The sequence below is a fragment of the Staphylococcus sp. HMSC061G12 genome, from assembly GCF_001838465.1.
In the GTDB taxonomy this organism is placed as follows: domain Bacteria; phylum Bacillota; class Bacilli; order Staphylococcales; family Staphylococcaceae; genus Staphylococcus; species Staphylococcus simulans.
The window spans coordinates 64,416-88,948 of record NZ_KV837152.1 but is presented as its reverse complement, the minus strand read 5'-3'; the positions used below and the strand labels follow the sequence as shown (position 1 = coordinate 88,948).

Genomic DNA, 24,533 nt, shown 5'->3' with positions numbered 1-24,533 from the left:
TTACCTTGCTCAATGAGAAATAGGAATTGATATGCTCACAACAACTTAATTTTTTTCAGAACAATTAACAAGGGTAATGTAAGCGCTTAACTAATTGCGGTTCTAAGTCTTATATGAATTTGTTTAATTATGATGTTCACACAATCGTAACGAAATAAAATAAAAATATGTGTTTTTCATTTACTCCAAGTAAAAAATAGGATATTCTGTTTGTGAAATAATTCACAAAGTAATTCAGAAGCATTCATGTCGAGGAGGAAATAGAAATGACTACATCTACACAAAATGAGAAACAACCAACAGAAGTACAACCTGAAATTAATCCCACGCAACAAATGATTGATGCACTTGCAGAAAATGGACAACATGCATTACGTGAATTAGCAAAGCTTGATCAAACACAAATTGATCACATTGTTCATGCGATGGCAATGGCAGCTGTAGACAAACATATGGAACTTGCGAAAGCTGCCTATGAAGAAACAGGCCGTGGTATTTATGAAGATAAAGCTATTAAGAATCTATATGCATCAGAATATATCTGGCAATCTATCAAATACAATAAAACGATTGGTGTCATTGATGAAGATGAACAACGTGGTTTGACGTATGTAGCTTCACCTGTCGGTGTAGTATGTGGTGTAACACCGACAACGAACCCGACTTCTACAACAATTTTCAAAGCAATTATCGCAATTAAAACAGGTAACCCGATTATCTTCGCTTTCCATCCAAGTGCACAACAATCTTCTGCACTTGCGGCGAAAGTCATTTATGAAGCAGCACTCAAAGTAGGAGCACCAGAACATATTATTCAATGGATTGAACATCCATCATTAGAAGCAACTAAATTATTAATGAACCATGACAAAGTGGCATTAGTACTTGCGACAGGTGGTGCAGGTATGGTGAAATCTGCGTATTCAACAGGTAAGCCAGCATTAGGTGTAGGACCAGGAAACGTACCGGCATATATCGAAAAGTCTGCGAAAATCAAACGTGCAGTCAATGATGTCATTGTATCTAAGACTTTTGATAACGGCATGATTTGTGCTTCTGAACAAGGTGTCATTGTAGATAAAGAAATCTATGATGAAGTGAAAAAAGAATTTGAAGCACATCAATGTTATGTAGTGAAGAAAAAAGAATTATCTAAATTAGAAAGTATCGTGATGCGTGAAGATCGTTGTGCAGTCAATGCAGATATCGTAGGTAAACCAGCCACTGAAATTGCGGCATCAGTCGGAATCAAAGTGCCTGAAGGTACGAAAATGTTAATTGCGGAACTTGAAGGTGTAGGACCAGATTATCCGTTATCTCGTGAAAAATTATCTCCAGTACTCGCAATGGTGAAAGCAGAAAACCGTGAACATGGCTTAGAATTATGTGAAGGTATGCTTAATTTAGGCGGCTTAGGTCATACTGCAGTCGTGCATACAGAAGATGAAGCTTTACAAAGAGAATTCGGTATTCGCATGAATGCTTGTCGTGTGTTAGTCAACTCTCCATCAGCTGAAGGTGGTATCGGTAATATCTATAATGAAATGATTCCATCATTGACATTAGGTTGCGGCTCTTATGGACATAACTCAGTTTCTCATAACGTTTCAGCTGTCGATTTAATCAATATAAAAACAATCGCTAAAAGGAGAAATAATATGCAATGGTTCAAACTTCCACCTAAAATTTTCTTTGAGAAAAACTCACTTATGTATTTAACGCAAATGAAAGAAGTTGAACGTGTTGTAATCGTGACAGACGAAGGCATGGTAAATCTTGGTTATGCGAAACGTGTACAAGAAGTACTAGCACGACGTAATGATGCACCTGATGTGCGTATCTTTAGCGATGTTGAACCTAACCCATCAACTAACACTGTCTATAAAGGTTTAGAGTTAATGGTTGAATTCCAACCGGATACAATTATCGCAATCGGCGGCGGATCTGTTATGGATGCGGCGAAAGGTATGTGGGCATTCTTCGAACACCCAGATTTATCATTCTTTGGTGCGAAACAAAAATTCTTAGACATTCGTAAACGTGCTTATAAAATTATGCCAGCACAACGTGCGAAAATGGTTTGTATTCCAACCACTTCAGGTACAGGTTCAGAAGTTACACCATTTGCGGTTATCACAGATAGTGATACGCATGTCAAATATCCATTAGCAGATTATGCCTTGACGCCAGATGTAGCTATCGTAGATTCACAATTTGTATTAAGTGTGCCGAGAGGGGTTACTGCTGATACAGGTATGGATGTGTTAACACACGCAATTGAATCTTATGTATCCGTAATGGCGAGTGATTATACACGTGGTTTAAGCTTACAAGCGATTAAAATTGTTTTCGATGATTTAAAAGCTTCAGCGAATGATGGAGATCCAGATGCAAGAGAACGTATGCATAATGCTTCAACACTTGCAGGTATGGCGTTTGCTAATGCATTCTTAGGAATCAGTCACTCAATCGCACATAAAATCGGTGGAGAATACAACATTCCGCATGGTCGTACGAATGCGATTTTATTACCGCATGTCATCAGATATAATGCGAAAGATCCGCAAAAACATGCGATGTTCCCTAAATATGATTACTTCAGAGCGGATCAAGATTATGCAGATATTGCAAAATTCTTAGGCTTAAAAGGTAAAACAACAGAAGATTTAGTGGAAGCTTTGGCAGATGCTGTTTATGAATTAGGTCAAAGCGTAGGTATCGAAATGAATCTTAAAGCACAAGGTTTAACACAAGAAGTATTAGATAAAACAGTAGACCGTATGGCTGAACTTGCATACGAAGACCAATGTACAACTGCTAACCCGAAAGAACCATTAATCAGTGAACTAAAAGATATTATCATCACTGCTTATGATTATCAAAAATAAGTCGCTATGACCTTTCCAAATGACTAAAATTCAATCATCCATTCAAAACACGTCCTTGATATAAGGGACGTGTTTTTTGATACATAGAAAAAGACCGATGCTTTTGACATCGGTCTTAAAGTGAATACTTTATTGTTCGTTTTGTTTGTTGATCCAGTCTGTAGATAAATCCATTGCTGCACGTGTCGCATTTGTTTTGTCTAAATCGTTAACCATCACAAAGTCATGGACTGTACCTTGCATACGTGCATGTGTCACATCATTACCAGCTTCTCTTAATTTGTGCGCATAAGCTTCGCCTTCATCACGTAAAACATCTGCTTCAGCGTTAATAATCAACGCTTTTGGTAAGTCTTTTAATTCTTCTAATGATGCACGTAATGGTGAAGCAGTAATTTCTGCGCGTTCATTTTCATCTGTTGTATATTGATCCCAGAACCACTGCATACCTTCTTTAGTTAAATAGTAACCTTCCGCAAATTCATTATAAGAATCTGTATCAAACGCTGCATTTGTTACAGGGTAATAAAGTAATTGTTGGTGAATTGGTAAGCCATTACGTTGTTTTGTCATTAAAGTCATTACAGCTGACATATTACCGCCGACTGAATCACCCGCCACTGTTAAACGGTTTAAGTCTAAGCTTTTATCCTCTGCGACATCTTTTAATTGTTGTAAGACATCGTAGTTTTGTTCAATTGCTGTTGGATATTTCGCTTCAGGTGATAAATCATAATCAGGGAATACAACGACTGAATTTGTACGCACCGCAAGTTCTCTGACAAGTTTGTCATGTGTATGCGGGCTTCCGAATACCCAACCTGCACCATGAATATAATAAATCACTGGTAATTTTTCTTGATTTCCTTTTGGACGAATGAATCGAACAGGAACTTCGCCATAAGATTTTGTTTCAAATGTTGTATCTTCAATATCTACATCATATTTTTTAATATCTGATGATTGTACATCTTCTAATAATTTTCGACCTTCTTCTGGAGGTAACTCATATATACGTGGATGTGGGTCATTGGCTTTCGCAAAGTCAAGTGCTGCTTGTTCTAAAATAATTTTTTGAGTCATAATCAAGCTCCTTCATATATAGAATGTCTCTTTCTCTGGTAAAAGTATACCACTACGTTTACGAACTTAAACATAGATATGCTCAAAAAATGTTATTTTTGTAAATCATCTTCAAGAGAAGCAGTTAAAGCCTTTAACCAATCCAGTGTCGGACCTAGGTCAGAGCGATAGTAACGTTCAAGTCCTTTTTGTTCAACAGAAAGTATTCCTGCATCTAACATCAACTTTAAATGATGTGAAACTGCAGGGCGTGAGATGGTTACTAGTTCAGTTAATTGATTTACAGTTAAAGGTCCTTTTTTACATAACAGTACTAATAGTTCTTGGCGTCGTCCATCTTGTAAGATGTTTAAAATCGGTGTGCCTTCATTAAAAAGTTGAAGTGTTTCTTTAATCATAGTCGGCCTCTTTTCTAGCATTAATGTGATATTACTGCCTATTGTAGCACGTCTATAAGGTGTAGTGGAGGTTTGAAAATAAAATTATTTTTGAACTCTCGTTACAAAAATACATATATTCAAGATTGATATTGTAATAGTATTACAACTGTGTGATAATGTAAGCGATTACACATAATTGATTGCTTGATTTGATTCTCAGTCTTACATACTAAAAAGCAGTTGATTTAAATGAAAATAAAACTTTTAAAAGAGGTGGTTGGATTGGACTTAGGGTTTTCTGTCTATTTAGGAGAAGCGTTTGACGAAACATATATCGACAAAATGTTGAATCATGGATTTCGATATATATTTACATCACTTCAAATTCCAGAAGATGACCAAGATACGTATTTGAGGCGGTTAAAACAGTTAGCCGTAATAAATGGGAATCGTGCCCAAATTATTGCTGATGTGAATGGACAAACACTGCGTCAACTAGGTTTGTCTTTGAGTGAACCAGAATCGATTCGTGATGTGGGCATTGATATTGTTCGTTTGGATGAAGCGGTCGATATAAATAGTTTGGCAGAGTATGTAGAAGCAAAATATTCAGTGATGTTGAATGCGAGCACAGATGCATTTCAAATTCTACGTGAGCTGAGTGATCGCGCAATTTCTCAAGAGAATATCTTAGTTGCACATAATTATTATCCTAGACCTGATACAGGCTTGGAACGTACTTTCTTTCAACATATAAACGAGCGATTAAAAGGAGCATTTCCTGAAATTCAAATCATGGCGTTTGTCCCTGGTACTCAATTAAGAGGACCTATCTATCGCGGTTTACCAACACTAGAAGACCATCGTCAGTATCATCCATTAGCCGCAGCAGTCGAGCTGGAAGAGGATTTGTGTGATATTGCTTGTGTGGGAGACAGTCAAATTGACGATTTTATGATTCATCAATTCGATACGTATTTCAGATTAAACCGTGTTGTTTTACGAACAAATTTAAGCTCAGACAGTAAATATTTAGGGACTTATCATAATCGACCAGATGTCGCACGTGATGTTGTGAGAGCCATTGAAGCACGAAAAACATTTACTGAAGAAGTATCGCCGCATAATGTAGTAGAACGTCGTAAAGGTGCTGTGACGATAGACAATGCATTATATGGTCGTTATATGAATGAACTTCAAATTGTAAGGTGTGATTTACCTAAGGATGAAGCGGTCAATGTATTAGGTTATGTCGACGCCCGTGATTTAGATTGTATAAATATGATTGGGTCGAATACCGCATTTGAATTCGTTTCAGTGGAGGAGGAAAGTCATGGACATTAATAAAATGACAACTGAGCAACGTAATGAGAAAACGATGCATCTAGATGAATTAAGCACTGAAGATTTTGTTGCTTTGATGAACCAAGAAGATCAAACTGTAGCACAAGCGATTGCGAAAGAAAATACGTCTATTGCACGTGTGATTGATATTGTTATTGAAGGATTTAAGCAAGGCGGCAGATTGATTTATATGGGTGCAGGTACGAGCGGCAGGCTAGGTGTGTTAGATGCTGCTGAGTGTGTACCGACTTTCGGTGTAACTCGAGATGATGTGATTGGTTTAATCGCAGGTGGTGCTAAAGCAATGACTGAAGCTGTAGAAGGTGCTGAAGATAGTAAAACACTTGGCAAACAAGATTTAAAGCACCTTAAACTTAATGAAACTGATACAGTGATCGGATTAGCAGCGAGTGGCAGAACGCCTTATGTCATTGGCGGTCTAGAGTACGCGAATACGATAGGTGCGAACACAGCAGCGATTGCTTGTAATAAAAATACAGCGATTGGTGCAGTTGCGGATATTGCGATTGAAATAGAGGTGGGTCCTGAAATTCTGACAGGTTCTACACGCTTGAAGTCTGGAACAGCACAAAAGTTAGTGTTGAATATGATATCAACTGGCGCAATGGTCGGTATCGGTAAAGTTTATGAAAACCTAATGGTAGATGTTCAACCGACAAATGAAAAATTGAGAAGACGTGCGTTAAATATCATTTCAGAAGTGGCTAATACTTCAGAATCTGAGAGTAAAAAGTTATTTCATGACAGTAACGGTCATGTGAAAGCGGCAATTGTTATGGGATTACATGATATTACGTATGAAGAAGCTGTTGAACGTTTAGAAAAAGCGAATGGTTTTATCAGAAAAACATGAGGAGTTGAACAACAATGTCAAAAGAAAAAAAGATTGCCCAGGAAATATTAAATAATGTTGGCGGCAAAGCAAATTTAGAACGTGTGATTCATTGTATGACACGTGTACGTATGGATATTATTGATTACTCTAAAGTGAATCTAGAAGGACTCAAAGCAATAGACGGTGTCATGGGAGTAGTAGAAGATGAAACACTACAAGTTATTGTAGGTCCAGGTACTGTCAATAAGGTCGCAAATGAAATGAGCGAAATGATTGGCACACCTTTAGGTGAAAAAATCGTTCATCATGAACCTTCGCAACAAACAAATAAAGAACATGTAGAATCAGAAGCACAACTCTTTAAAAGTCAGATGAAGGAAAAACAGAAAAAGTCTAAATGGAAAAAAGTACTGAGAGTCATCGCGAATATTTTTGTACCTTTAATTCCGGCATTTGTTGGTGCAGGATTAATCGGTGGTATAGCGGCAGTGCTGACGAACCTATTGTCTGCTGGTTATATTGAAGGTGCGATGTGGAAGCAGTTGACTTTAGTCTTTGATATTATCAAAAGTGGTTTGCTAGCATACTTAGTCATCTATGTAGGGATTAATGCGGCTAGAGAATTTGGCGCAACGCCAGGACTCGGCGGTGTGATTGGTGGTACTACCATGTTGACAGGCATGACACCTGAACAACCATTGCATAATATCTTTAACGGTGAAGCATTAGCGCCTGGACAAGGTGGGGTCATCGGTGTCATCTTTGCGGTTTGGTTACTATCAATTGTTGAAAAACGTCTGCATAAAATTATTCCGAATGCGGTGGATATTATTGTGACACCTACGATTACTTTATTAATTATGGGACTTGCGACGATATTCTTAATTATGCCGATAGCGGGTGTAATTTCAGAAGGTCTATTAGGTATTATTAACTGGGTGCTAGATATTGGCGGTGCATTTAGCGGATTTATCCTTGGTGCGACATTCTTGCCATTAGTTATGTTTGGTTTACATCAAGTTTTAACACCGATTCATATAGAAATGATCAACCAAGATCATGCAACTTTCTTATTACCGATTCTTGCGATGGCTGGTGCAGGTCAAGTTGGTGCGGCATTAGCACTTTGGGTAAGATGCCGTAAGAACAAAAAGATTATTCGCTTATTAAAAGGTGCATTACCTGCAGGAATATTAGGTATTGGAGAACCTTTAATTTATGGTGTAACTTTACCATTAGGCCGTCCATTCATTACAGCATGTATTGGTGGAGGTATCGGCGGTGCAGTCATCGGCGGTATCGGACACATTGGTGCTGTTGCGATTGGACCGAGTGGTTTATCATTGATTCCTTTAATTTATGACAATATGTATTTAGGCTACATTGCAGGAATATTAGCTGCATATGCGGGAGGATTTATCGCAACATACTTCTTCGGAACAACAAAAGAAATGACTGCACCTCAAGATGTTGAAGAAGAGGTGTAAAACATATGGGAAATGAACAACTATTAATTTATATTGAAGAACAGATGGAACAACTGACTAAAAACGAACAACAAGTGGCACGATATTTGATTGAAGCACCGGAAGCGGTATTAGAAATGAGTGCACAAGCGTTAGGTAAAGAAACGCAAACAAGTTCAGCTACTGTTATCCGCTGTGTGCATAAATTAGGATTCAAAGGGCTAGTGGATTTGAAGTTAGCCATTTCGAGTTATTTACCTAATCATCAGGCTAGTGTGTATCAAGAAATGGAGCAAGATGAACCTGCTAATGAAATTAAAAGTAAACTGTTCAATCGAGCAGCGTATACTCTGAAAACAACAGAAACTTTATTAGATGATCAAACGTTAGAAACAATTGCTGAAAAATTAAGACAATGTAAGAAGTTAGTTGTGTTTGGAGTAGGCGCAAGCCATATTGTGGCAGAAGATATTTTTCAAAAATTTACAAGAGCTGGTATGAATGTTGTTCATAGTTCGGATGCACACATTATCGCTACAACGCTAGCTGGAAGTAAAAATGAAGGTACTTTAATGATAGGTATCTCAAATTCAGGCCAAAATCGAGAAACATTAAAGTTAGCGCAAGTCGCGCGCCATTATCATGTTCCGGTTATCGGTATGACCAGTCGAAAAGATTCAGAACTCGCCAATGAAGCGGATGAGTGTTTGTTCCATGACGCAAGCTCAGATCGTAGTTTACGATTAGCCGCAACAAGTTCGTTAATCGCACAGCTCATCACTGTTGATACTTTGTTTTACACATATCTTGCGAAAGACTATACAAATCATATCGCACATTTAAGTCAGACAAGAGATGCAGTTGATTTATATGTTGATGGAGATTGAGGTATGATGATAGTAATGATGGAGTTAAAGGAATGAGAGAAATGTATGCTTTAGAAACAAATAATGCAATCATTCGTTATGACATGATGGGACATGGACCGATTTTGTTATGTATTCCTGGCGCTAGCGGAATCAATGATAGTTATTTGGATTTAGCACATAAGCTAGAAGAGCATTTTACTGTTGTCTTACCTGATAGACGAGGTTATGGAGCAAGTGAATTGTTAACGGCTTTACCAAGTTCTATCGCAAACACCAAAGATACGTATTGTTTATCCATGGATGTTGAAGATATTAAAACATTAATACAAACGCTTAGTAATCATCCTGTTTATCTTTTTGCGACAGACACAGGTGCTGTGCCTGCATTAGAATTTGCGTGTATGTATCCAGAATTGGTTAAGACATTACTTGTTCATGAGCCTTTAAATACTTCTGTACTTCCAAACAGAGAAGATTATGTGCCGCAAACTGAACAAATCGCACGTACTGCAATAATTGAAGGAGTGCCGGCTGCAATGCGTCAGTATGAACGTTTGATTAATCCTTCGCACTCAGATATGCAGGTGTTAGTAGAGAATACGATTGCTCCTTGTGCGGTTTGTTCACCGAGCACTTCACAAATACGCAGTAGTGAATCAACAAACATTTGGCTTCAATATGAACTCCGGCAATATTTGAATTATCAAATTGATATAGAAACTTTGAAGGCCAAAGATGTTTCAATCAAGTTCTTGCAAGGTGAACAATCGAAAGAATCGCTAGGGTATGAAGCGGCTAAATATTTTGCGCATAGCTTAAATGCAAATCTGTTTCAAGTTACAGGTGGACATTACGGTTATGCACAACAACCTAAACAATTTGCGAAAGCTATTAAAAAGGTACTGCGTTCATAATGATAGAGTTCAAGACCTTCGTTATATGAAGGTCTTTTTATTATGACCTGTGATTTTAACTTTTAGAGTGTTATAATACATTCAAATTTATTTTTGAATGAGGTGACAAAGTGATACAGACCGCTTTGACTGCAGTTATACTTTATACAGCGACTGCTTTAGATTTATTAGTGATTTTGTTAATTTATTTCGCACGTGCACAAACCAAACGTGAGTATCGTGATATTTATATTGGACAGTTTTTAGGTTCAGGTGCCTTAATTGTCATCAGTTTGTTTTTTGCGTTTGTCTTACACTATGTACCTGAGAAATGGATGTTAGGTTTATTAGGTATCATCCCTCTATATTTAGGAATCAAAGTTGCATTATTTGATGATTGTGAAGGGGAAGCACGTGCCAAGAGAGAGTTGGATAAAAAAGGACTGTCCAAATTAGTTGGCATTGTTGCGCTTGTTACCCTAGCGAGCTGTGGAGCAGATAATATCGGTTTATTTGTACCGTACTTTGTCAGTTTGACTTTAGCGCAAGTTATTGTGACATTAATTGTATTTGTAATCATGATTTTCTTATTGGTATTCTCTGCACAAAAATTAGCAAAAGTTCCGGGTATTGGTGAAACTGTGGAGAAATATAATCGATGGATTATGGCAATTATCTATATTGGCTTAGGTTTATACATTTTGATTGAAAACAAAACCATACAAACATTGTTAAGCTTTGTTTCATAGAAAGGATGGGAGATAGGTGTCTAATGAACAATGTGACATCATGTATGTGCATGAAGATAAAGTGAAAAATGCTTCTGACTTTTTAAGTGAAACACACACTATTAAGGCAATGAATACTTTAAACGCAATAGGTGATAAAAAGAAATTAACGATTTTATTTGCGTTGCTTGAAGAAGAGAAACTGTGTGTTTGCGACATTGCGAAATTGCTTCAAATGAGTATTGCCTCTACTTCTCATCATTTACGCATACTCTATAAAAAAGAAGTTATAGATTTCCGAAAAGAAGGGAAAATGGCGTATTATTTCATCAAAGATCCTCAAGTTGATAAATTGCTGCGCTTTATGTTGACAGAAGTAGAAAACGAAAATAGTTAAATATATAAATAACTGTTGTGAATCAATTTTGCAGAATGATAGCACAACAGTTATTTAAAAATATACAACGCTATTTATTTTGTCTTTTACGATTAGTGTTATAAATGATAGAAGCAATTGCCACATAAATTAATGGACCGACAATTAAAATAATAGAAGCCATGTTTGCTTGGATATAAAATTTAAATAATAGAAAACCTAAAAAGGCAACCATTAAATACACAGGTATCATGAAGGGTTTCCAGAACATTGAGTCATTCATATTTAATGTACACACCTTTCTATTAGGGAGTATGTAGAAAAAAGAGGCGGATTTAACTCTGCCTCTTGTTTATGTTTTCAAGTTATAGCCCTAATTGCAACCAGCGTTTTCGCGCAAAGAAAAGTACGACGAAGTTGATCGCAAAGAGTAAAAGGAAATAAACAACCAGTAATGTAATATCGTAAGAAGTCAGTGCTAAGGTATCTCCGTTCAATGTAGCATCGACGTTAGGATACATGACATTGCTTGCTTCAAAAGGCGCAAGGATGCCGAAGATGGTTGGATTAAGCATTACTAAGACAATAGAAATAACCCAATAGATTAGACTGACAATAACGCTGATTAAAATTTTAGAAATTAAAATACTGATTGTTCCAATGATTAAGATATACTGCAAGATTAATAAAGAAAACATGATGATTAAAAAGAAATAATGCGAGAAATTACCAAACATCAAAGAAATGGCAGTGATGCCAATACATACAAATACAAAGCATTCTAAGAAAATGACAAACATCTTTTTGTAAAAGAAGGTGAAGTCTGTATTTCCTAATAACTTATAAAATAAGATGTTTTGATCTGCATACTCTTTATTGAAGTAATAAGCGATGATGAATGAAAAGAGTATGAATCCAGTTTCTACCGCAATCGTATATGTGTTGAAGAAATATTCACCATATGACAAGCTTTGACCATCATTCATAAAGGTGGTAAAGCCATAACCTAAAACGAATAGTAATAAAAAAAGCGAACCAAGAATCAGTGTTATTTTGTTAAACGCTGTTTTTCTTAACTCTAACCTCATTTTGTACACCTCAAGTTTTTAGAAACAAATGTATTCATCGACAACTGCTTCTTTAGAATCATATTCTTCAATCGTCAGGTCTTTAAATAAAAAGTACTTACCAGGCAGGTATGTTAAATCTTTTGCGCTATGTGTAATATTGATAATTACTTTTTCAGGATTATCCGAAATATAGTTATTAAAGAAAGTATAGAAGTCGTGAACTGTTGTTTCATCTAAGTCTTTTGTGATCTCATCTAAAATGATGATAGGTTTGTCTTCTGATAGAAAACTTAATAGCTTCAGCTTTTCTTGTTGTCCTTTGTTTAATTTTCGAATAGGGATGTGATCAGGAATAGTTTCAATCCCTAACAAGTCACCCAAGTAATCGATTTTGACGGTACAAATAAAATAACTCTTGAGTAATTGAATGAGAAAATCTTTAGTGATATCTCTTGGAATACATGATGCATTACTAATCAAAGTTGTGTTTTCTGTAATCTCTGGGCGCATATGACCGCTGTGATTAAGTACGAAATCTTTAGCTAATTGAGACTTGCCAACTTCATTTCTGCCAATAATATGATTGATTTCACCTTTGTGAAATACCAAGTCAGTCGGCTGTAATAGGATTTTGCTTTTGATACGCAATACATACTGTTTGATTTCCATTTAACTCGGCTCCCTCGCTAAAATTGTAAAGTTTTCGAGTGATACTATTTAACAAGTTTTAACAAAATTTTTAGGAATTCTTAAATATAGCGTATCATAAATATCAAATCATTATAATTTGTCTTTTGGTAATAATTTGTGAATTTTTTGTCATGCGTGAGAAAATTACAAAAAATTATTAGCTTACAAGACATACTGCTCAATTCTTTGATGATTACTTGAGTATTAAAGTATTTTGTGTATAATTACTGATATTAAGCGGCTTTAAGAGGTTCGGATGTCTTAGCTCAGACAACCGTGAGGCTACCGCGCTATAAAATGAGTAGTAAATAAAAAAAGAAATCAAGATGTCATTGCATCTTGATTTCAATAGTTAGTTATTATCAGAACGTTCTTTGATTAGGGCTTTTCTCATTTGTTGTCTAGAACCATACGTACTTTCTCGTACCAGTTCTTCGTTACGCATACCTGCACCAATGGCTCCCGCAATTGTTGAAAGAGAAGCTGCGAACCATGCGATAGACAGATAAAGAGTAAATGTGGCAGGATGTCCGAGTTCTAAGGTCTTTCCTAGGAAGGGTGCTGGTAATAAAATAGAAGCTGCAATCAAATATATCGTAAAGAGTGTTACATAATAAATAATGACTGACGTTGTCAGTGTGGTCAGAGTTGTTAAATTATACAACCGCGTAATACGTTTATTAATACTGAAGCGTTCACTTTCCCATAAGTTATGCGCTAAGATAATCCATAAAATCATACCGAAAATCGCAAAGAGGGACATGACTGTTAATCTCCATGTGGTAAAAGTATTACTTAAAGACCACATGGTGGAGAAGATTAAACCGGATGCGCCGGTTGTAAATGCGATTGCGATTACACTATTCATACTTTGCATTAATCTTAATGGGTTATTCGCAAAGGTCATTCCACTGAGTAAACGGAAGTAACCAGATGTTTTAGATGCGACAATATAACGGATATGCATCGTATGTGTATCATCAGTGTAAGTACGGATTTTTCTTAGTTTTGAGAAAGGAAATATTTCTCGATAGGTTGCTTGATGATTTTCATCTTCATTGTTTTGATTTGGGTTGTCACTGAAAAATAGATTGATTTCATGAATAATTGTCAGCACTGTTCTTTCTAGACGTTTGGTAACAGGACGCCAACCATAAGCGGGAATTGAAATAATACTAGCCCCGTTTTCTTCGTTGATATCAACAGCGATGACTGACTCATTATCATGAAGTAATGGTAAGTCAGTTAAACTGATAATATAGTTCCAGTTATAACGATCTAAGTAGTCTTCGGTTTTTTGATAGGCTTGGTCTGCATCTTCTGCAGATCCTGTTAACGCATCAACAATGACTTCAATTTTCCATTCGTATTGAGATGAAATGTAATCATTTAATAAACCGGGTAATGTGTCTACTAATTTATGCGAAAGTTTATTCGCAATACCAGGTGAAGCGATAATGCCTACGACAAGTTGCTCCATAAATTTACAGCCTCCTTTCTTTAATTGTTTTGATCGTTATCATCATTATCTTTTTGGTGTGATTCTGATGAATAGTAATTGGAAGCTTCCCATTCTTTTGCTTCTTCATAGCGTGCACGTTGACGATAAGAGTAAGTCATAGCACGAATTTTCTTTTCGTTTTCGACAGATGCGCCTAAAGCACCTGCTAAGAAACCAAGTGATGTCACAAACCATACAAGGTACAAGAACTGTCCGAGGGTACGCTGGCCTTCATTAATCGTCTGCATGTTATATAAATCATTCGGCACGAATAAAGCGACACTGATTGTAAGCAGTAAGAATAAGATGAGATAGCTGAATACAATAATAATCAATAGAGTTAAGACAGTTGTTACATTGTAAACTGTTCGATAAGTTTTAGTTGTTAACGAAGTTTCGTGTTCCCATAACGAGTGTGCATACATAATCCAAAGGGTCATTCCGCCAATGGCTAGCGTGGTCATAAAGATAAATCTTAAGTTAGTATATTCAATACTTAATTGCCATGGGGTAGAGAAAATGGTTAAGTATGTAGCTGTCGCAAAGGAAATGGAAATAATCTTTTTGAAGTTTGGAATTTCTTTAAGCGGTTGATTGGCTCTGGTCATTCCAGCTAATAATAAAATCCAACTTATAATAAGTGGGTTTAAAATAAACTTGGTTGTTGTTTTGGAGTGTGAAGTATCATCTCCGGCTTCTTGATCATCTTTCGATTCCATATCATTCTCTTGTTTATCATCGAATATATTTCTAATGGGCTTTACACGTGTAAATAATGAAAGATTTAATTTTTTCGTTTGATAATCCTCATTCGATTGATGTAAATATATAATTTCCGCAAAATAAAGCAGACATTGTTTCAATTTACGTTTCACACCAAATAAACCTAAAGCCGGAATTGAGATTAATCCAGTAGCCATAGGTTCATCTAAATTACCTACTATTACTTTACGTTGTTCGACAATGGGTAAGTCTGTCACAACAATCGCATAGTCCCATTTATGATGGGTTTTAAGAGATTGAGCTGCGTCTAAACTTTTGTTGACGTCTTCAGCAGAACCAATTAATGGGTCAGAAACACATTCGAAAGTCCATTTGATATCTTCTTTTAATTTACTATTTAGTGAAGTAGGCATTTGTTCAGCTAGTGTCTCTGATAAATCCATAGGAAACCCTGGAGCAGCAATGATTCCTACTTTAATCTCACTCATAAATTGCCTCCTTTCTCTCTACAAAGTTATGAACAAAATTAATTTTGAATTCATTTATAATTACATAATTAATAAGTTCCCGCAATGACAAGAAACAAAACTTATTAAAAAGACGAATTTGATAAGGATTACATAGTGAAAATGTAGCTTCTAATGTATAATATTTATAAAGAATAAAGTATCGGGAGGTATACATCATGAAACGACAACATTTATTGCTTGGACTGCTTTGTTCAACTCTACTTTTAGCAAGTTGTGGCCATAAAGACAACAATGAAAAACAAGCAGACCAAAAACAAGAAGAAACAACCGACACTCAATCACAAGACCAATCACCTAAAGAGAAAAAACAAACACATACGACGTACCACACTAAACAAGATATAAAAATAGAAGTGCATGAAGCGGAGAAAAAAGATAAAGCGCATGCTGACACTGATACAAATAAGAATGTACAAGCTAAACAAACACAACAAGAAGCTGATAAAGCAACAACTGAAAAAGATACACAATCCTCAGATTCATCAAAGAAAAATGAAGAACCAAATTTAGAAAGAGATGGCGGTAAAGTTAAGGGGCCTGAGGATCTTGCACCTGGTCCTGAAGCAGATATGGATAGAAAACATATCGCGATGATGTTGTTAGACCCTAAATTAAACAAAACTTACGTTAATGCTAAAGATTTAAAACAAAAAACTTATAAAACAGATGACGGTCAACAAGTGCGCATTCCGAACTATGTACTTTTCCAATCTCTAGAAGTACCTCAAGTAGAAAATGGTCCTGAAGGTATGCAGTATTATTTTGTAACACATACAAAAGATCCTGACAAGAAAACAGTAATCGGTGTATCTGATAATGAAATCGTTATTGGTAAATCAACAATCAGTTCTGAAGATGCAGTATCTCAAAAAGTAAAATTAGATTATAATCAATTCATTCAAGAAGAAGAGACACAAGTCTTTAAAGTGAAAGAACTTGAACAGTTGAAACTCGATTCAAATGAAATCAATGCGCTAACACGACATATCTATCAAGCAACACCGCACACATTACAGTTTGTCCCTGAGAATTGAGGCGTAAAAGATGAAACAACTTAGAATGATACTCACAATGATCTTGAGTCTACTTTTATTAGCCGCATGTGGAACACAATCACAAGAAGATAAACAAAATTCTAAGTCATCAGAACAGAAAACAGAGACAAAAGAAACAAACGCTAAACAAGACAAAGTAACATCAGAAACAAAAAATAATAATCAAACCAATACTTCAAAAGAAAGTACAGAGAATCAAAAAGAAGAACCGCAAACACAAAAAGGACCTTTAATAGAACAAGAGATTAAACACAATGTAGCATTGATGATATTGAATCCGAATTTTGATCAAAAATATATCACAGGACAAGAAGTGTTAGAAGGTAAATATTCAGGTAGAACAGATGATGGTAAAATACATCATTTCAAAGTAAATGAAGTCCATTTGATTCAGCCAGAAAGTGAAATGAAATTAATTCATGCGCCAACAGATATGGTTTATTATATATTTGACCCGCGTTCTGGACCATATTCTGTTTTAGTTGGTATTTCGCATGAAAAAGTTATAGTATGGGGAACACAAACATATTATGCAGATTATAATCAAGAGATTGAAAATGGGTTCATGAAAGAATATAAGGTTGCAGATTTGAAAAAATTAAATATTCCTAAGTCACAAATACAAGCGGTAGAAAGTAAAATCATGATAGGTAATAATGAACAACAACCTATTATTCGATTAGACTAATAACAAGAAGTGAGCTTTGGCTCGCTTCTTTTTAATGGAAATAATTAATAAAAGTTTAAAAGAATGATACGGTGAAGTTAAGAGAGATAAGAACTGTGACAATTAATGGTAAAGGATTTTAAAACGTCTATCAGATTTGGAGGTCTAATTATGAGCCGTTTTGGTTATGCGATAAGAATAGGGTTAATCGCATTTTTAGTCTATTGTACAATGCAATACATAATTCCAATGCCAAATGAAAAGTTATATATCCTCATTTATTCAGCCGTATTAGGCATATTAGTCATTTTATTTTCATATTTCTTAGTAGGGAAACCTCCAAAAGTAATGAAGCATTCTAAGAAGGATAAAGAATTTTAGCGCGATTTGTGATATTAAAAATTAATACAAGTTAAAGGAAGTGAGCTTTGGCTCGCTTCTTTTTTATGCTTTTTAACAAATAAACGATTTTAAATTTTTTGAAAAAATGAGACTTCGTTACTTTAATGTTACTTAAATATGAATTATAATGATTAAGTATCATTAATTTAATGTGGCAATATTTTGTTAATTAGAAAGGAGTGGGCTTTTCATGGAATGTGTGTTGCCGATTAAAGATAAATCAGATATTGAAGCTATGTATGAAACGTTACGTGAACATAACCAGCGTGATTATTTGTTGTTTCGTTTAGCAATACATACAGGTTTAAGAATTAGTATGTTAATTCATTTAAAAGGACTAGATGTTTTAACACAAGATGAGCATTGTCAGGCTGTGATTAATGTTTGGCGACAACCTGGGATATCTGAAATTAATGTGCCATTGCCTCAATCGTTATGTGAGGAATTGGATGAATTTATGAAAGATAAAGGAATTGGTCATGACGATTATCTATTTCGTTCTATGAAAACAAAGCGTCCGCTCTCTCGCCAACAAGCGTATCGTATTATTCATGATGCTGCTGTCCAAAATGGACTCTCTCAAATTGGTCTTCAATCTTTACGTAAAACTTTTGCTTATCATGCGTACCAATCGGGTACACCGCTTACAGTGATACAAAAATACCTCGGTCATCAGACTTTATCTGAGACCCTCAAATTTATAGATGTTCCGCAACAAAACCGCACGATTACGATTCAATTAGATCTTTAATTTTTATTTTTTAGATATGACTTTAACTCAACTATAGAAAGGAGTCTCACTTCTTATGAGCCTTATTTGGCTGTTTGTCTTTATTATTGTTGTGATGTTGTTCGTACTCATGACAAACCTGCCGAATCGTTCTGCACGACCAGCGTCAGCATCAGAACAAGCACAACAAGAAATTACGCATAACACGGGTCGATACAGAACAACTTTAAGCAGACAAGCTGGATGGATAGCGTTAAGTGCGCCCGTTATCAGCGCAATTTATTTTATAACCATGATTCCACGCATCGCCGCCAATCAACTGGTTATGGTTTCATTGCCGTGGATGCCGTCAATCGATGTGAATTTTGCGTTCAGATTAGATGGCTTGTCTTTAATCTTTGCCTTGTTAATCACTTTAATTGGTACAGGTGTTGTATTATATGCGAATGCATACCTATCAAAAGCACATGATGATTTGCCAAGGTTCTACGTGTATTTATTAATGTTCATGTTTGCGATGTTAGGCGTTGTGCTAGCAAATAATACCATACTGCTGTACGTATTTTGGGAGTTAACGAGTATTGCGTCTTTCTTATTAATTGCTTATTGGTATAACCGACCAACAAGTCAGGCAGGCGCAATGAAATCATTCTTAATCACTGTCTTTGGCGGCATGTTTATGATGGTTGGGTTTGTGATTTTATTTAACATTACCGGTACAAATACTATTTCTGAATTAGTGCAAATTCCCGTTCGCCAAACGATGTATGAATCTCCTTGGTTCCCACTTGCGGTTGTCTTTATTTTATTAGGTGCCTTTACGAAATCGGCACAATTTCCATTTCATATCTGGTTGCCAGATGCGATGGAAGCACCGACACCTGTCAGTGCTTATCTGCACTCTGCGACAATGGTTAAAGCCGGATTATACTTACTATTTCGTTTTACACCGATATTAGGTTATGAGCCATGGGTAGCTTATATTGTTATCACAATTGGTATTATCACTTTAATGGTCGGTTCCTTTGTGGCAGTTGGACAACGTGATTTAAAAGGATTGCTTGCTTATTCCACAATCAGTCAACTCGGCATGATTATGTCGATGGTCGGCTTTGGATTTTTAGCATATAGTCACCAAACACAAGGGTTCCAAGCCTTTTATGTTGCGAGTTTATTTGCGGGACTGTTTCATTTAATCAACCATGCGCTCTTTAAGAGTGTGCTCTTTATGGGTGTTGGTATTGTAGATCATGAAACAGGCACACGTGATTTATCGCGTTTAGGCGGTTTACGTAAACTATTGCCAGTCACAACTGTGATGATGACCATCAGCGCAATGGCGATGGCAGGTCTCCCGTTATTTAATGGTTTCTTATCAAAGGAAATGTTCTTTGCGACATTGGTCAGCGCGAAAAAACTTACGATGTATGACCAAGTCTTTGTTTCTGTGATGTTGATTGTTGGTGTGGTTGCCAGTCTCTTTACGTTCATTTACAGCTTACGTTTAGTGAAAGATACTTTCTTTGGCCCGTTACACAAAGAGGGATTACCGCAAGTACCTGAACACGAGCCGGTAGGACTGTATATTGCGCCGGCAGTGATCACACTCGGCATGCCATTATTCTTTATTATCCCGAACGTCTTAGGGCGATATTTAATCGGTCCTGCCTTACGTGATATCGGACATTCAGATAAAGTGGCACCATTTATTCCGCACATTGCCGCATGGCACGGTTTAAGCCCTGAGTTATGGATTACCTTAACGATTTATGTAGTGGGTATTTTACTCTTATGGCGTTCACGTTGGATGAATGTTTACAACAAGTTACCAGAGTTTCTATCCATTAACAGTATCTATCGCGGTATGTTAAGCGGAAGTGAGCGTTTTAGTAGAAGCGGGATGCAGTTGATGATGAATAACCGATTAAATCAATACTTACATGTGATTTATTTCTTATTCTTCGGTATGTTGGCTTATGGTTTTATTCGCGTCGGTTGGATACCTGTTGAAGGTTTCAAAGTGAAGCCGATTACGTGGTTTGAAATTTTAGTCACTGCCAATATTGCTTTCTTATCTGTTGCATTAGTGTTCTTACGTGAACGTATGGCGATGATTATTATTAACGGTGTTATCGGTTATACGATTGCGATTGTCTTTGTCTTAATGAGAGCGCCAGACTTGGCGATGACACAGTTAGTGATTGAAACGATTACGACTATCTTATTCTTATTAGTCTTTTACCATTTACCAAACGTACGACGAGATAAAGTACATGTCGGGAAAGAAGCGGTCAAGCTATCTATTGCTTTATTAATGTCGCTCTTTGTCGTGACATTTGTGATTATTGCACAACAAGAACAAGCGTTTAATAAGATTTCAAGTTTCTATGAACATAGTGATAAATTGGCAGGTTCTAAAAATATTGTCAACGCAATTCTCGGAGACTTCAGAGCACTAGATACCATGTTAGAAGGCATTGTCATTATGATAGTGGGTCTCGGTATCTATTCCTTAATTAAATTCAAAATCAGAAAGGGTGATTCAGATGCACGAAAATGACATTGTATTAGAAACGATTTCTAAAGTAGCAGTTTTCATTATTTTGACCTTCGGTTCTTATATTTTCTTAGCGGGTCATGATAATCCAGGTGGCGGCTTTATCGGCGGTTTAGTTTTCAGTTCAGCGTTTATCCTGATGTTTCTAGCCTTTGATGTGGAAAAGGTCATTCGTTCACTGCCGCTTGATTTCAGAGCAGTAACGATTACAGGTTCTTTATTATCCATTGCTACCGCAATCGTACCAATGTTTTTTGGACACCCTTTATTGTCACATGAGGATGTTTACGTCACATTGCCTTACTTAGAGAAAGTGCATCTTTCAAGTGTGACATTGTTTGAATTCGGTATTTTATTAACAGTCGTCGGTTCAGTGACGACAATTATGCTTGCGATAAGTGGTGATAAAAGTTGAACGTCATACTTATTATAATTATTGGTATTTTAACTTTTGCAGGCACGTATATGATTTTATCGAAAAACTTAATTCGGATTGTTTTAGGTACTGCCATTTATACACACGTCGCAAACTTAGTCATTTTAGCGATGAGCGGCTTTGATAGTACAAAAGTACCGATTATTAACGATGAAGGCAGTAATTATGTAGATCCCTTACCACAAGCGTTGATTTTAACCGCAATTGTCATCGGATTTGCGGTTTCCGCATTCTTACTTGTCTTAGTCTATCGTACTTATAAAGTGACACGGGTAAACCGAATTGAAGCGTTACGCGGTGAGGATGATGATGTCGATGAATAATATGATGTTAATCCCACTGTTGTTGCCTTTAGTCACAGGATTAATTTTATTCTTCTTTAAAGAACGTTTAATGGTTACGAGACGTATCGCGATTACGATTCAAATCATCAACACAGCAGTTTCAGCTTATTTATTAGCGTATGTCTATCAACATCAACCGCTAGTAATCAATTTTGGTGATTGGCAGCCGCCATTCGGCATTCAATTTGTCGGCGATACTTTAAGTATTTTCTTTGTCACAATTGCCAACTTAGTGGTTACTTGTGTTATTTATTTCGGTTTTGGTAAGCGTGAACATCTTGCGAACCGTTATTTCTTACCATCCTTTATTTTATTTATGCTGACAGGTGTCAACGGCAGTTTCTTAACTGCTGATATTTTCAACTTGTACGTGATGTTTGAAATTATGTTGATTGCGTCGTTCGTCTTATTAACACTTGGTCAAACACTAGAACAATTACGTGCGAGTGTCATTTATGTCGTAATGAACGTTGTCAGTTCTTGGTTCTTCCTTATCGGTGTCGCTTATTTATATGGCACACTCGGCACATTGAACTTCGGTCATTTAGCGATGCGGATAAGTGGAAGTGACCAACCGCCGATAATGACAATGATTGCGATTATTATGATCTTCGTGTTCGGCGGTAAAGCAGCTTTAGTCATGTTTATGTGGCTGCCTAAAGCCTATGCCGCATTGAATACTGAATTAGCTGCGTTATTTGCGGGATTGATGACAAAGGTCGGTGTGTATGCGTTAATTCGTGTCATGGTGTTGTTATTTGATCAACAGCCTGATATTACACATCAACTCATGTATTATATGGCAATCATTACGATGATTATTGGTGCTATCGGTGTACTGGGTTATGAAGATGTGAAAAAAATAGCTGCTTATCAAGTTATCTTGTCTATCGGCTTCTCAGTCATGGGTATCAGTACCTTGAATCAAGCAGGTGTGACAGGTGCGATTTTCTATGCCGGTCATGACATGATTATTAAGACCTTATTATTCTTAGTCATGGGTGTCTTTGTTGTCTTAACAGGTTACCGAAGTTATAAACAAATGGGCGGTTTGATTCATACGCATCCGTCATTAGGTATTATTTTATTTATTGTCACATTATCTATTGGCGGCGTACCGCCATTCAGTGGATTTCCTGGGAAATTACTGATTATACAAGGTGCACTCGCTGAAGGGTATGTGGTCGGTGTCGCACTGATGATTATCACCAGCTTGATTGCGATGTATAGTTTATTGAAAGTCTTTTTCTATATGTATTTCGGTAGAGAAGAGATGCCTGTAGTCCAACGACAACCAATCTTGCCGCATAAGTTGATTGCGATGATTTTGTTAACAGTTGCGACTATCCTGATGGGGCTTTGTGCCGAATGGATTTTAGATGTCGCACATCATGCGGCTGAATTTAATATAAACCCTAGTGACTATATCAAATCAGTTATCCCAAATGTGGAGGTGGAATAATGTTAGCCCAACTAACCCTGAATATTTTAATTGCTGTATTATGGACGCTCTTTCAAGACGAAGATAAATTCCACTTGTCTACATTTATTGCGGGATATCTGATTGGTATTGCGATTGTATATTTAATCCATCGATTCTTCTTTAAACGTGTCTTCTACTTAAAGAAAGTCTGGATTATTTCTAAATTCATTTTGATTTATAATATGCAGCTGTTGATATCGAGTTTATCAACCATCAACTATATCTTATTTAAATCACATGACATGAACCCAGGTTTATTAATTTATGAAACGTCATTGAAAAGAGACTGGGCGATTACTTTACTGACCTTGTTAATTATGTTGACACCAGGCTCGCTCGTACTCAGGGTATCACCTGATGGCAGTCGTTTCTTTATTCATGCGATCGATGTTTCTGAAAAAGACAAAGCAGTTTTAACCAAGCAGATTAAGAAATATGAACGTTTGATATGGGAGGTGCTCAAATGATTGAAATGGTCATAGATTGGATGATACGGAGTGCTTTAGTCATTTACGGTATTGCGGTGATTATCGCTTTGATACGTGTGATTAAAGGACCGACAACACCTAATAGGGTGGTCGCATTTGATAGTATTGGTGCGATGATTATCTCTATTGTAGGCTTACTCAGTATCGTCTTAAACACCTTAACTTTCTTAGATGCGAGCTTAATTATCGCTATCCTCGCATTCTTGAGTACCATTGGTATCTCACGCTTCGTAGAAGGAGGACGAATCTTTGATAATAAACGAAATCGTTAGTTTATTCGCAGCTGTCCTTATCTTGTTGGGATCTATTGTCGCTCTCATTAGTGCCATCGGTATTTTAAAGTTTGATGATATCTTCTTGCGTGCACACGCCGCAACGAAAAGTTCAACCTTATCTGTGTTGTTTTCATTAATTGGTGTATTTATTTATTTCTGGTTTACACGTGATTACTTCAGTGTCAGAACGCTATTAACGATCTTATTCTTATACATGACGTCACCAGTCGCTGGACAAATGATTGTACGTACGGCTTATAACGTTGGTTCGTATATGTATATGAAAGACAACACCCAAAAAGGGGCTTCTTTGAATATTGCTTATAATAAAAGAGAAGCTAAGAAAAACAGAAAGTTACGAGCTGAACGCAGACGAAAAGCAACAGAAGCGTTCACAAAAGGTGAGCATCAGCCGACAATTCGTTATAAAAAGAAAGATGACTAATCTAATACGCACGCTATAGTGAATTTCTAAACTATGGCGTGCGTATTTTTAGTTTAGCCAACCTCAATACTGTTTTGTCGTAGAGTTCCAAAATAGAAAGTGTCTAGATGTTTATAATCCAATAATTGTTCCAGAATCATGGTATATAGACACCGCTTTGTACAATGTTATTTAAAATTTTAAAAGTATTGAACAATCATATATGCAAACGTACGCAAATGGAGTATAATCAGTTTGACAGATTATTCAGATTA

Annotated in this window: 26 protein-coding genes; 19 read left to right on the top strand and 7 right to left on the bottom strand. The window is 36.4% G+C overall.

Annotated elements, in window-relative coordinates:
• The first annotated feature begins 266 nt into the window (after nt 1-266).
• On the top strand, nt 267-2,888 hold the full coding sequence (gene adhE, locus HMPREF2937_RS10690) for a bifunctional acetaldehyde-CoA/alcohol dehydrogenase (RefSeq protein WP_083326941.1): 2,622 nt from the start codon (nt 267-269) through the stop codon (nt 2,886-2,888).
• A 129-nt stretch (nt 2,889-3,017) separates the two neighbouring features.
• Here the strand turns inward: adhE and HMPREF2937_RS10685 are convergent, their stop codons facing one another.
• On the bottom strand, nt 3,018-3,971 hold the full coding sequence (locus tag HMPREF2937_RS10685) for an alpha/beta hydrolase (RefSeq protein WP_070864561.1): 954 nt from the start codon (nt 3,969-3,971) through the stop codon (nt 3,018-3,020).
• Nucleotides 3,972-4,063: 92 nt separating this feature from the next.
• Complete coding sequence (locus tag HMPREF2937_RS10680; RefSeq protein WP_002479982.1) at nt 4,064-4,369, bottom strand: ArsR/SmtB family transcription factor; 306 nt, start codon at nt 4,367-4,369, stop codon at nt 4,064-4,066.
• Nucleotides 4,370-4,600: 231 nt separating this feature from the next.
• On the opposite strand from HMPREF2937_RS10680, the gene HMPREF2937_RS10675 reads away from it, so the two are divergent.
• The 7 genes from HMPREF2937_RS10675 (at nt 4,601) to HMPREF2937_RS10645 (ending at nt 10,904) form a co-directional block, all read left to right on the top strand.
• Nucleotides 4,601-5,695, top strand: a complete 1,095-nt coding sequence (locus HMPREF2937_RS10675) for a MupG family TIM beta-alpha barrel fold protein (protein WP_070864560.1) — start codon at nt 4,601-4,603, stop codon at nt 5,693-5,695.
• Entirely contained in the window at nt 5,685-6,569 is an 885-nt protein-coding gene (murQ, locus tag HMPREF2937_RS10670; RefSeq protein ID WP_070864559.1) for an N-acetylmuramic acid 6-phosphate etherase, read from the top strand. Before HMPREF2937_RS10675 ends, murQ begins: the two co-directional genes overlap by 11 nt.
• Before the next feature lie 14 nt (nt 6,570-6,583).
• Entirely contained in the window at nt 6,584-8,038 is a 1,455-nt protein-coding gene (locus HMPREF2937_RS10665) for a PTS transporter subunit EIIC (protein ID WP_070864558.1), read from the top strand.
• Between the two features lie 5 nt (nt 8,039-8,043).
• Nucleotides 8,044-8,904 carry a MurR/RpiR family transcriptional regulator gene (locus HMPREF2937_RS10660; protein WP_070864557.1) on the top strand — a complete coding sequence of 287 codons (861 nt, stop codon included), beginning with the start codon at nt 8,044-8,046 and terminating at the stop codon, nt 8,902-8,904.
• A gap of 32 nt (nt 8,905-8,936) precedes the next feature.
• Nucleotides 8,937-9,800 (top strand): alpha/beta fold hydrolase, encoded by an 864-nt coding sequence (locus tag HMPREF2937_RS10655; protein WP_070864556.1) that lies wholly within the window; start codon nt 8,937-8,939, stop codon nt 9,798-9,800.
• A gap of 110 nt (nt 9,801-9,910) precedes the next feature.
• Nucleotides 9,911-10,528: a CadD family cadmium resistance transporter gene (locus HMPREF2937_RS10650; RefSeq protein WP_002479976.1), complete on the top strand. Its 618-nt coding sequence runs from the start codon at nt 9,911-9,913 to the stop codon at nt 10,526-10,528.
• A gap of 40 nt (nt 10,529-10,568) precedes the next feature.
• Nucleotides 10,569-10,904: an ArsR/SmtB family transcription factor gene (locus HMPREF2937_RS10645; protein ID WP_242543498.1), complete on the top strand. Its 336-nt coding sequence runs from the start codon at nt 10,569-10,571 to the stop codon at nt 10,902-10,904.
• 70 nt (nt 10,905-10,974) lie between these two features.
• Here HMPREF2937_RS10645 and HMPREF2937_RS10640 read toward each other — a convergent pair whose 3' ends face one another.
• The 5 genes from HMPREF2937_RS10640 to HMPREF2937_RS10620 form a co-directional block, all read right to left on the bottom strand.
• Nucleotides 10,975-11,166, bottom strand: coding sequence for a hypothetical protein (locus HMPREF2937_RS10640; RefSeq protein ID WP_057510076.1), 192 nt, complete (start codon nt 11,164-11,166; stop codon nt 10,975-10,977).
• An 82-nt stretch (nt 11,167-11,248) separates the two neighbouring features.
• Nucleotides 11,249-11,971: a peptide ABC transporter permease gene (locus tag HMPREF2937_RS10635; protein WP_070864555.1), complete on the bottom strand. Its 723-nt coding sequence runs from the start codon at nt 11,969-11,971 to the stop codon at nt 11,249-11,251.
• 18 nt (nt 11,972-11,989) lie between these two features.
• The gene (locus HMPREF2937_RS10630) at nt 11,990-12,622 is read right to left on the bottom strand and encodes an ATP-binding cassette domain-containing protein (RefSeq protein WP_060804433.1); all 633 of its coding nucleotides are present in this window, start codon (nt 12,620-12,622) and stop codon (nt 11,990-11,992) included.
• Between the two features lie 373 nt (nt 12,623-12,995).
• Nucleotides 12,996-14,123 (bottom strand): 5,10-methylene-tetrahydrofolate dehydrogenase, encoded by a 1,128-nt coding sequence (locus HMPREF2937_RS10625; RefSeq protein ID WP_070864554.1) that lies wholly within the window; start codon nt 14,121-14,123, stop codon nt 12,996-12,998.
• A 20-nt stretch (nt 14,124-14,143) separates the two neighbouring features.
• On the bottom strand, nt 14,144-15,355 hold the full coding sequence (locus tag HMPREF2937_RS10620; RefSeq protein WP_070864553.1) for a hypothetical protein: 1,212 nt from the start codon (nt 15,353-15,355) through the stop codon (nt 14,144-14,146).
• A 197-nt stretch (nt 15,356-15,552) separates the two neighbouring features.
• Here HMPREF2937_RS10620 and HMPREF2937_RS10615 point away from each other — a divergent pair, with 197 nt between their 5' ends.
• The 11 genes from HMPREF2937_RS10615 to HMPREF2937_RS10565 all read left to right on the top strand — a co-directional run bounded on the left by HMPREF2937_RS10615 (nt 15,553) and on the right by HMPREF2937_RS10565 (nt 24,279).
• Entirely contained in the window at nt 15,553-16,431 is an 879-nt protein-coding gene (locus tag HMPREF2937_RS10615; protein WP_070864552.1) for a hypothetical protein, read from the top strand.
• 10 nt (nt 16,432-16,441) lie between these two features.
• Nucleotides 16,442-17,140 carry a hypothetical protein gene (locus tag HMPREF2937_RS10610; protein WP_070864551.1) on the top strand — a complete coding sequence of 233 codons (699 nt, stop codon included), beginning with the start codon at nt 16,442-16,444 and terminating at the stop codon, nt 17,138-17,140.
• Nucleotides 17,141-17,290: 150 nt separating this feature from the next.
• Nucleotides 17,291-17,500 (top strand): hypothetical protein, encoded by a 210-nt coding sequence (locus HMPREF2937_RS10605; protein ID WP_057510069.1) that lies wholly within the window; start codon nt 17,291-17,293, stop codon nt 17,498-17,500.
• 211 nt (nt 17,501-17,711) lie between these two features.
• Complete coding sequence (locus HMPREF2937_RS10600) at nt 17,712-18,272, top strand: tyrosine-type recombinase/integrase (RefSeq protein ID WP_070864550.1); 561 nt, start codon at nt 17,712-17,714, stop codon at nt 18,270-18,272.
• Nucleotides 18,273-18,327: 55 nt separating this feature from the next.
• Complete coding sequence (locus tag HMPREF2937_RS10595; protein WP_070864549.1) at nt 18,328-20,811, top strand: DUF4040 family protein; 2,484 nt, start codon at nt 18,328-18,330, stop codon at nt 20,809-20,811.
• Nucleotides 20,798-21,223, top strand: a complete 426-nt coding sequence (locus tag HMPREF2937_RS10590) for a monovalent cation/H+ antiporter subunit B (RefSeq protein ID WP_002479965.1) — start codon at nt 20,798-20,800, stop codon at nt 21,221-21,223. Before HMPREF2937_RS10595 ends, HMPREF2937_RS10590 begins: the two co-directional genes overlap by 14 nt.
• Complete coding sequence (locus HMPREF2937_RS10585) at nt 21,220-21,567, top strand: Na(+)/H(+) antiporter subunit C (protein WP_070864548.1); 348 nt, start codon at nt 21,220-21,222, stop codon at nt 21,565-21,567. Before HMPREF2937_RS10590 ends, HMPREF2937_RS10585 begins: the two co-directional genes overlap by 4 nt.
• Nucleotides 21,554-23,050, top strand: coding sequence for a Na+/H+ antiporter subunit D (locus HMPREF2937_RS10580; RefSeq protein WP_373879077.1), 1,497 nt, complete (start codon nt 21,554-21,556; stop codon nt 23,048-23,050). The genes HMPREF2937_RS10585 and HMPREF2937_RS10580 overlap by 14 nt, the downstream gene beginning before the upstream one ends.
• The gene (locus tag HMPREF2937_RS10575) at nt 23,050-23,538 is read left to right on the top strand and encodes a Na+/H+ antiporter subunit E (protein ID WP_002479962.1); all 489 of its coding nucleotides are present in this window, start codon (nt 23,050-23,052) and stop codon (nt 23,536-23,538) included. Before HMPREF2937_RS10580 ends, HMPREF2937_RS10575 begins: the two co-directional genes overlap by 1 nt.
• A complete protein-coding gene (locus HMPREF2937_RS10570) occupies nt 23,535-23,831 on the top strand; it encodes a Na(+)/H(+) antiporter subunit F1 (RefSeq protein WP_023015570.1) in 297 nt (98 codons plus the stop codon). Before HMPREF2937_RS10575 ends, HMPREF2937_RS10570 begins: the two co-directional genes overlap by 4 nt.
• Nucleotides 23,809-24,279 (top strand): Na+/H+ antiporter subunit G, encoded by a 471-nt coding sequence (locus HMPREF2937_RS10565; RefSeq protein ID WP_002479960.1) that lies wholly within the window; start codon nt 23,809-23,811, stop codon nt 24,277-24,279. The genes HMPREF2937_RS10570 and HMPREF2937_RS10565 overlap by 23 nt, the downstream gene beginning before the upstream one ends.
• Nucleotides 24,280-24,533: the final 254 nt, after the last annotated feature.

Excerpts from the sequence above, each read along its gene's own strand:
- adhE (WP_083326941.1), top strand. The coding sequence starts at position 267 with ATGACTACATCTACACAAAATGAGAAACAACCAACAGAAGTACAACCT.
- HMPREF2937_RS10685 (WP_070864561.1), bottom strand. The coding sequence starts at position 3,971 with ATGACTCAAAAAATTATTTTAGAACAAGCAGCACTTGACTTTGCGAAA.
- HMPREF2937_RS10680 (WP_002479982.1), bottom strand. The coding sequence starts at position 4,369 with ATGATTAAAGAAACACTTCAACTTTTTAATGAAGGCACACCGATTTTA.
- HMPREF2937_RS10675 (WP_070864560.1), top strand. The coding sequence starts at position 4,601 with ATGAAAATAAAACTTTTAAAAGAGGTGGTTGGATTGGACTTAGGGTTT.
- murQ (WP_070864559.1), top strand. The coding sequence starts at position 5,685 with ATGGACATTAATAAAATGACAACTGAGCAACGTAATGAGAAAACGATG.
- HMPREF2937_RS10665 (WP_070864558.1), top strand. The coding sequence starts at position 6,584 with ATGTCAAAAGAAAAAAAGATTGCCCAGGAAATATTAAATAATGTTGGC.
- HMPREF2937_RS10660 (WP_070864557.1), top strand. The coding sequence starts at position 8,044 with ATGGGAAATGAACAACTATTAATTTATATTGAAGAACAGATGGAACAA.
- HMPREF2937_RS10655 (WP_070864556.1), top strand. The coding sequence starts at position 8,937 with ATGAGAGAAATGTATGCTTTAGAAACAAATAATGCAATCATTCGTTAT.
- HMPREF2937_RS10645 (WP_242543498.1), top strand. The coding sequence starts at position 10,569 with ATGTATGTGCATGAAGATAAAGTGAAAAATGCTTCTGACTTTTTAAGT.
- HMPREF2937_RS10640 (WP_057510076.1), bottom strand. The coding sequence starts at position 11,166 with ATGAATGACTCAATGTTCTGGAAACCCTTCATGATACCTGTGTATTTA.
- HMPREF2937_RS10635 (WP_070864555.1), bottom strand. The coding sequence starts at position 11,971 with ATGAGGTTAGAGTTAAGAAAAACAGCGTTTAACAAAATAACACTGATT.
- HMPREF2937_RS10630 (WP_060804433.1), bottom strand. The coding sequence starts at position 12,622 with ATGGAAATCAAACAGTATGTATTGCGTATCAAAAGCAAAATCCTATTA.
- HMPREF2937_RS10625 (WP_070864554.1), bottom strand. The coding sequence starts at position 14,123 with ATGGAGCAACTTGTCGTAGGCATTATCGCTTCACCTGGTATTGCGAAT.
- HMPREF2937_RS10620 (WP_070864553.1), bottom strand. The coding sequence starts at position 15,355 with ATGAGTGAGATTAAAGTAGGAATCATTGCTGCTCCAGGGTTTCCTATG.
- HMPREF2937_RS10615 (WP_070864552.1), top strand. The coding sequence starts at position 15,553 with ATGAAACGACAACATTTATTGCTTGGACTGCTTTGTTCAACTCTACTT.
- HMPREF2937_RS10610 (WP_070864551.1), top strand. The coding sequence starts at position 16,442 with ATGAAACAACTTAGAATGATACTCACAATGATCTTGAGTCTACTTTTA.
- HMPREF2937_RS10605 (WP_057510069.1), top strand. The coding sequence starts at position 17,291 with ATGAGCCGTTTTGGTTATGCGATAAGAATAGGGTTAATCGCATTTTTA.
- HMPREF2937_RS10600 (WP_070864550.1), top strand. The coding sequence starts at position 17,712 with ATGGAATGTGTGTTGCCGATTAAAGATAAATCAGATATTGAAGCTATG.
- HMPREF2937_RS10595 (WP_070864549.1), top strand. The coding sequence starts at position 18,328 with ATGAGCCTTATTTGGCTGTTTGTCTTTATTATTGTTGTGATGTTGTTC.
- HMPREF2937_RS10590 (WP_002479965.1), top strand. The coding sequence starts at position 20,798 with ATGCACGAAAATGACATTGTATTAGAAACGATTTCTAAAGTAGCAGTT.
- HMPREF2937_RS10580 (WP_373879077.1), top strand. The coding sequence starts at position 21,554 with ATGTCGATGAATAATATGATGTTAATCCCACTGTTGTTGCCTTTAGTC.
- HMPREF2937_RS10575 (WP_002479962.1), top strand. The coding sequence starts at position 23,050 with ATGTTAGCCCAACTAACCCTGAATATTTTAATTGCTGTATTATGGACG.
- HMPREF2937_RS10570 (WP_023015570.1), top strand. The coding sequence starts at position 23,535 with ATGATTGAAATGGTCATAGATTGGATGATACGGAGTGCTTTAGTCATT.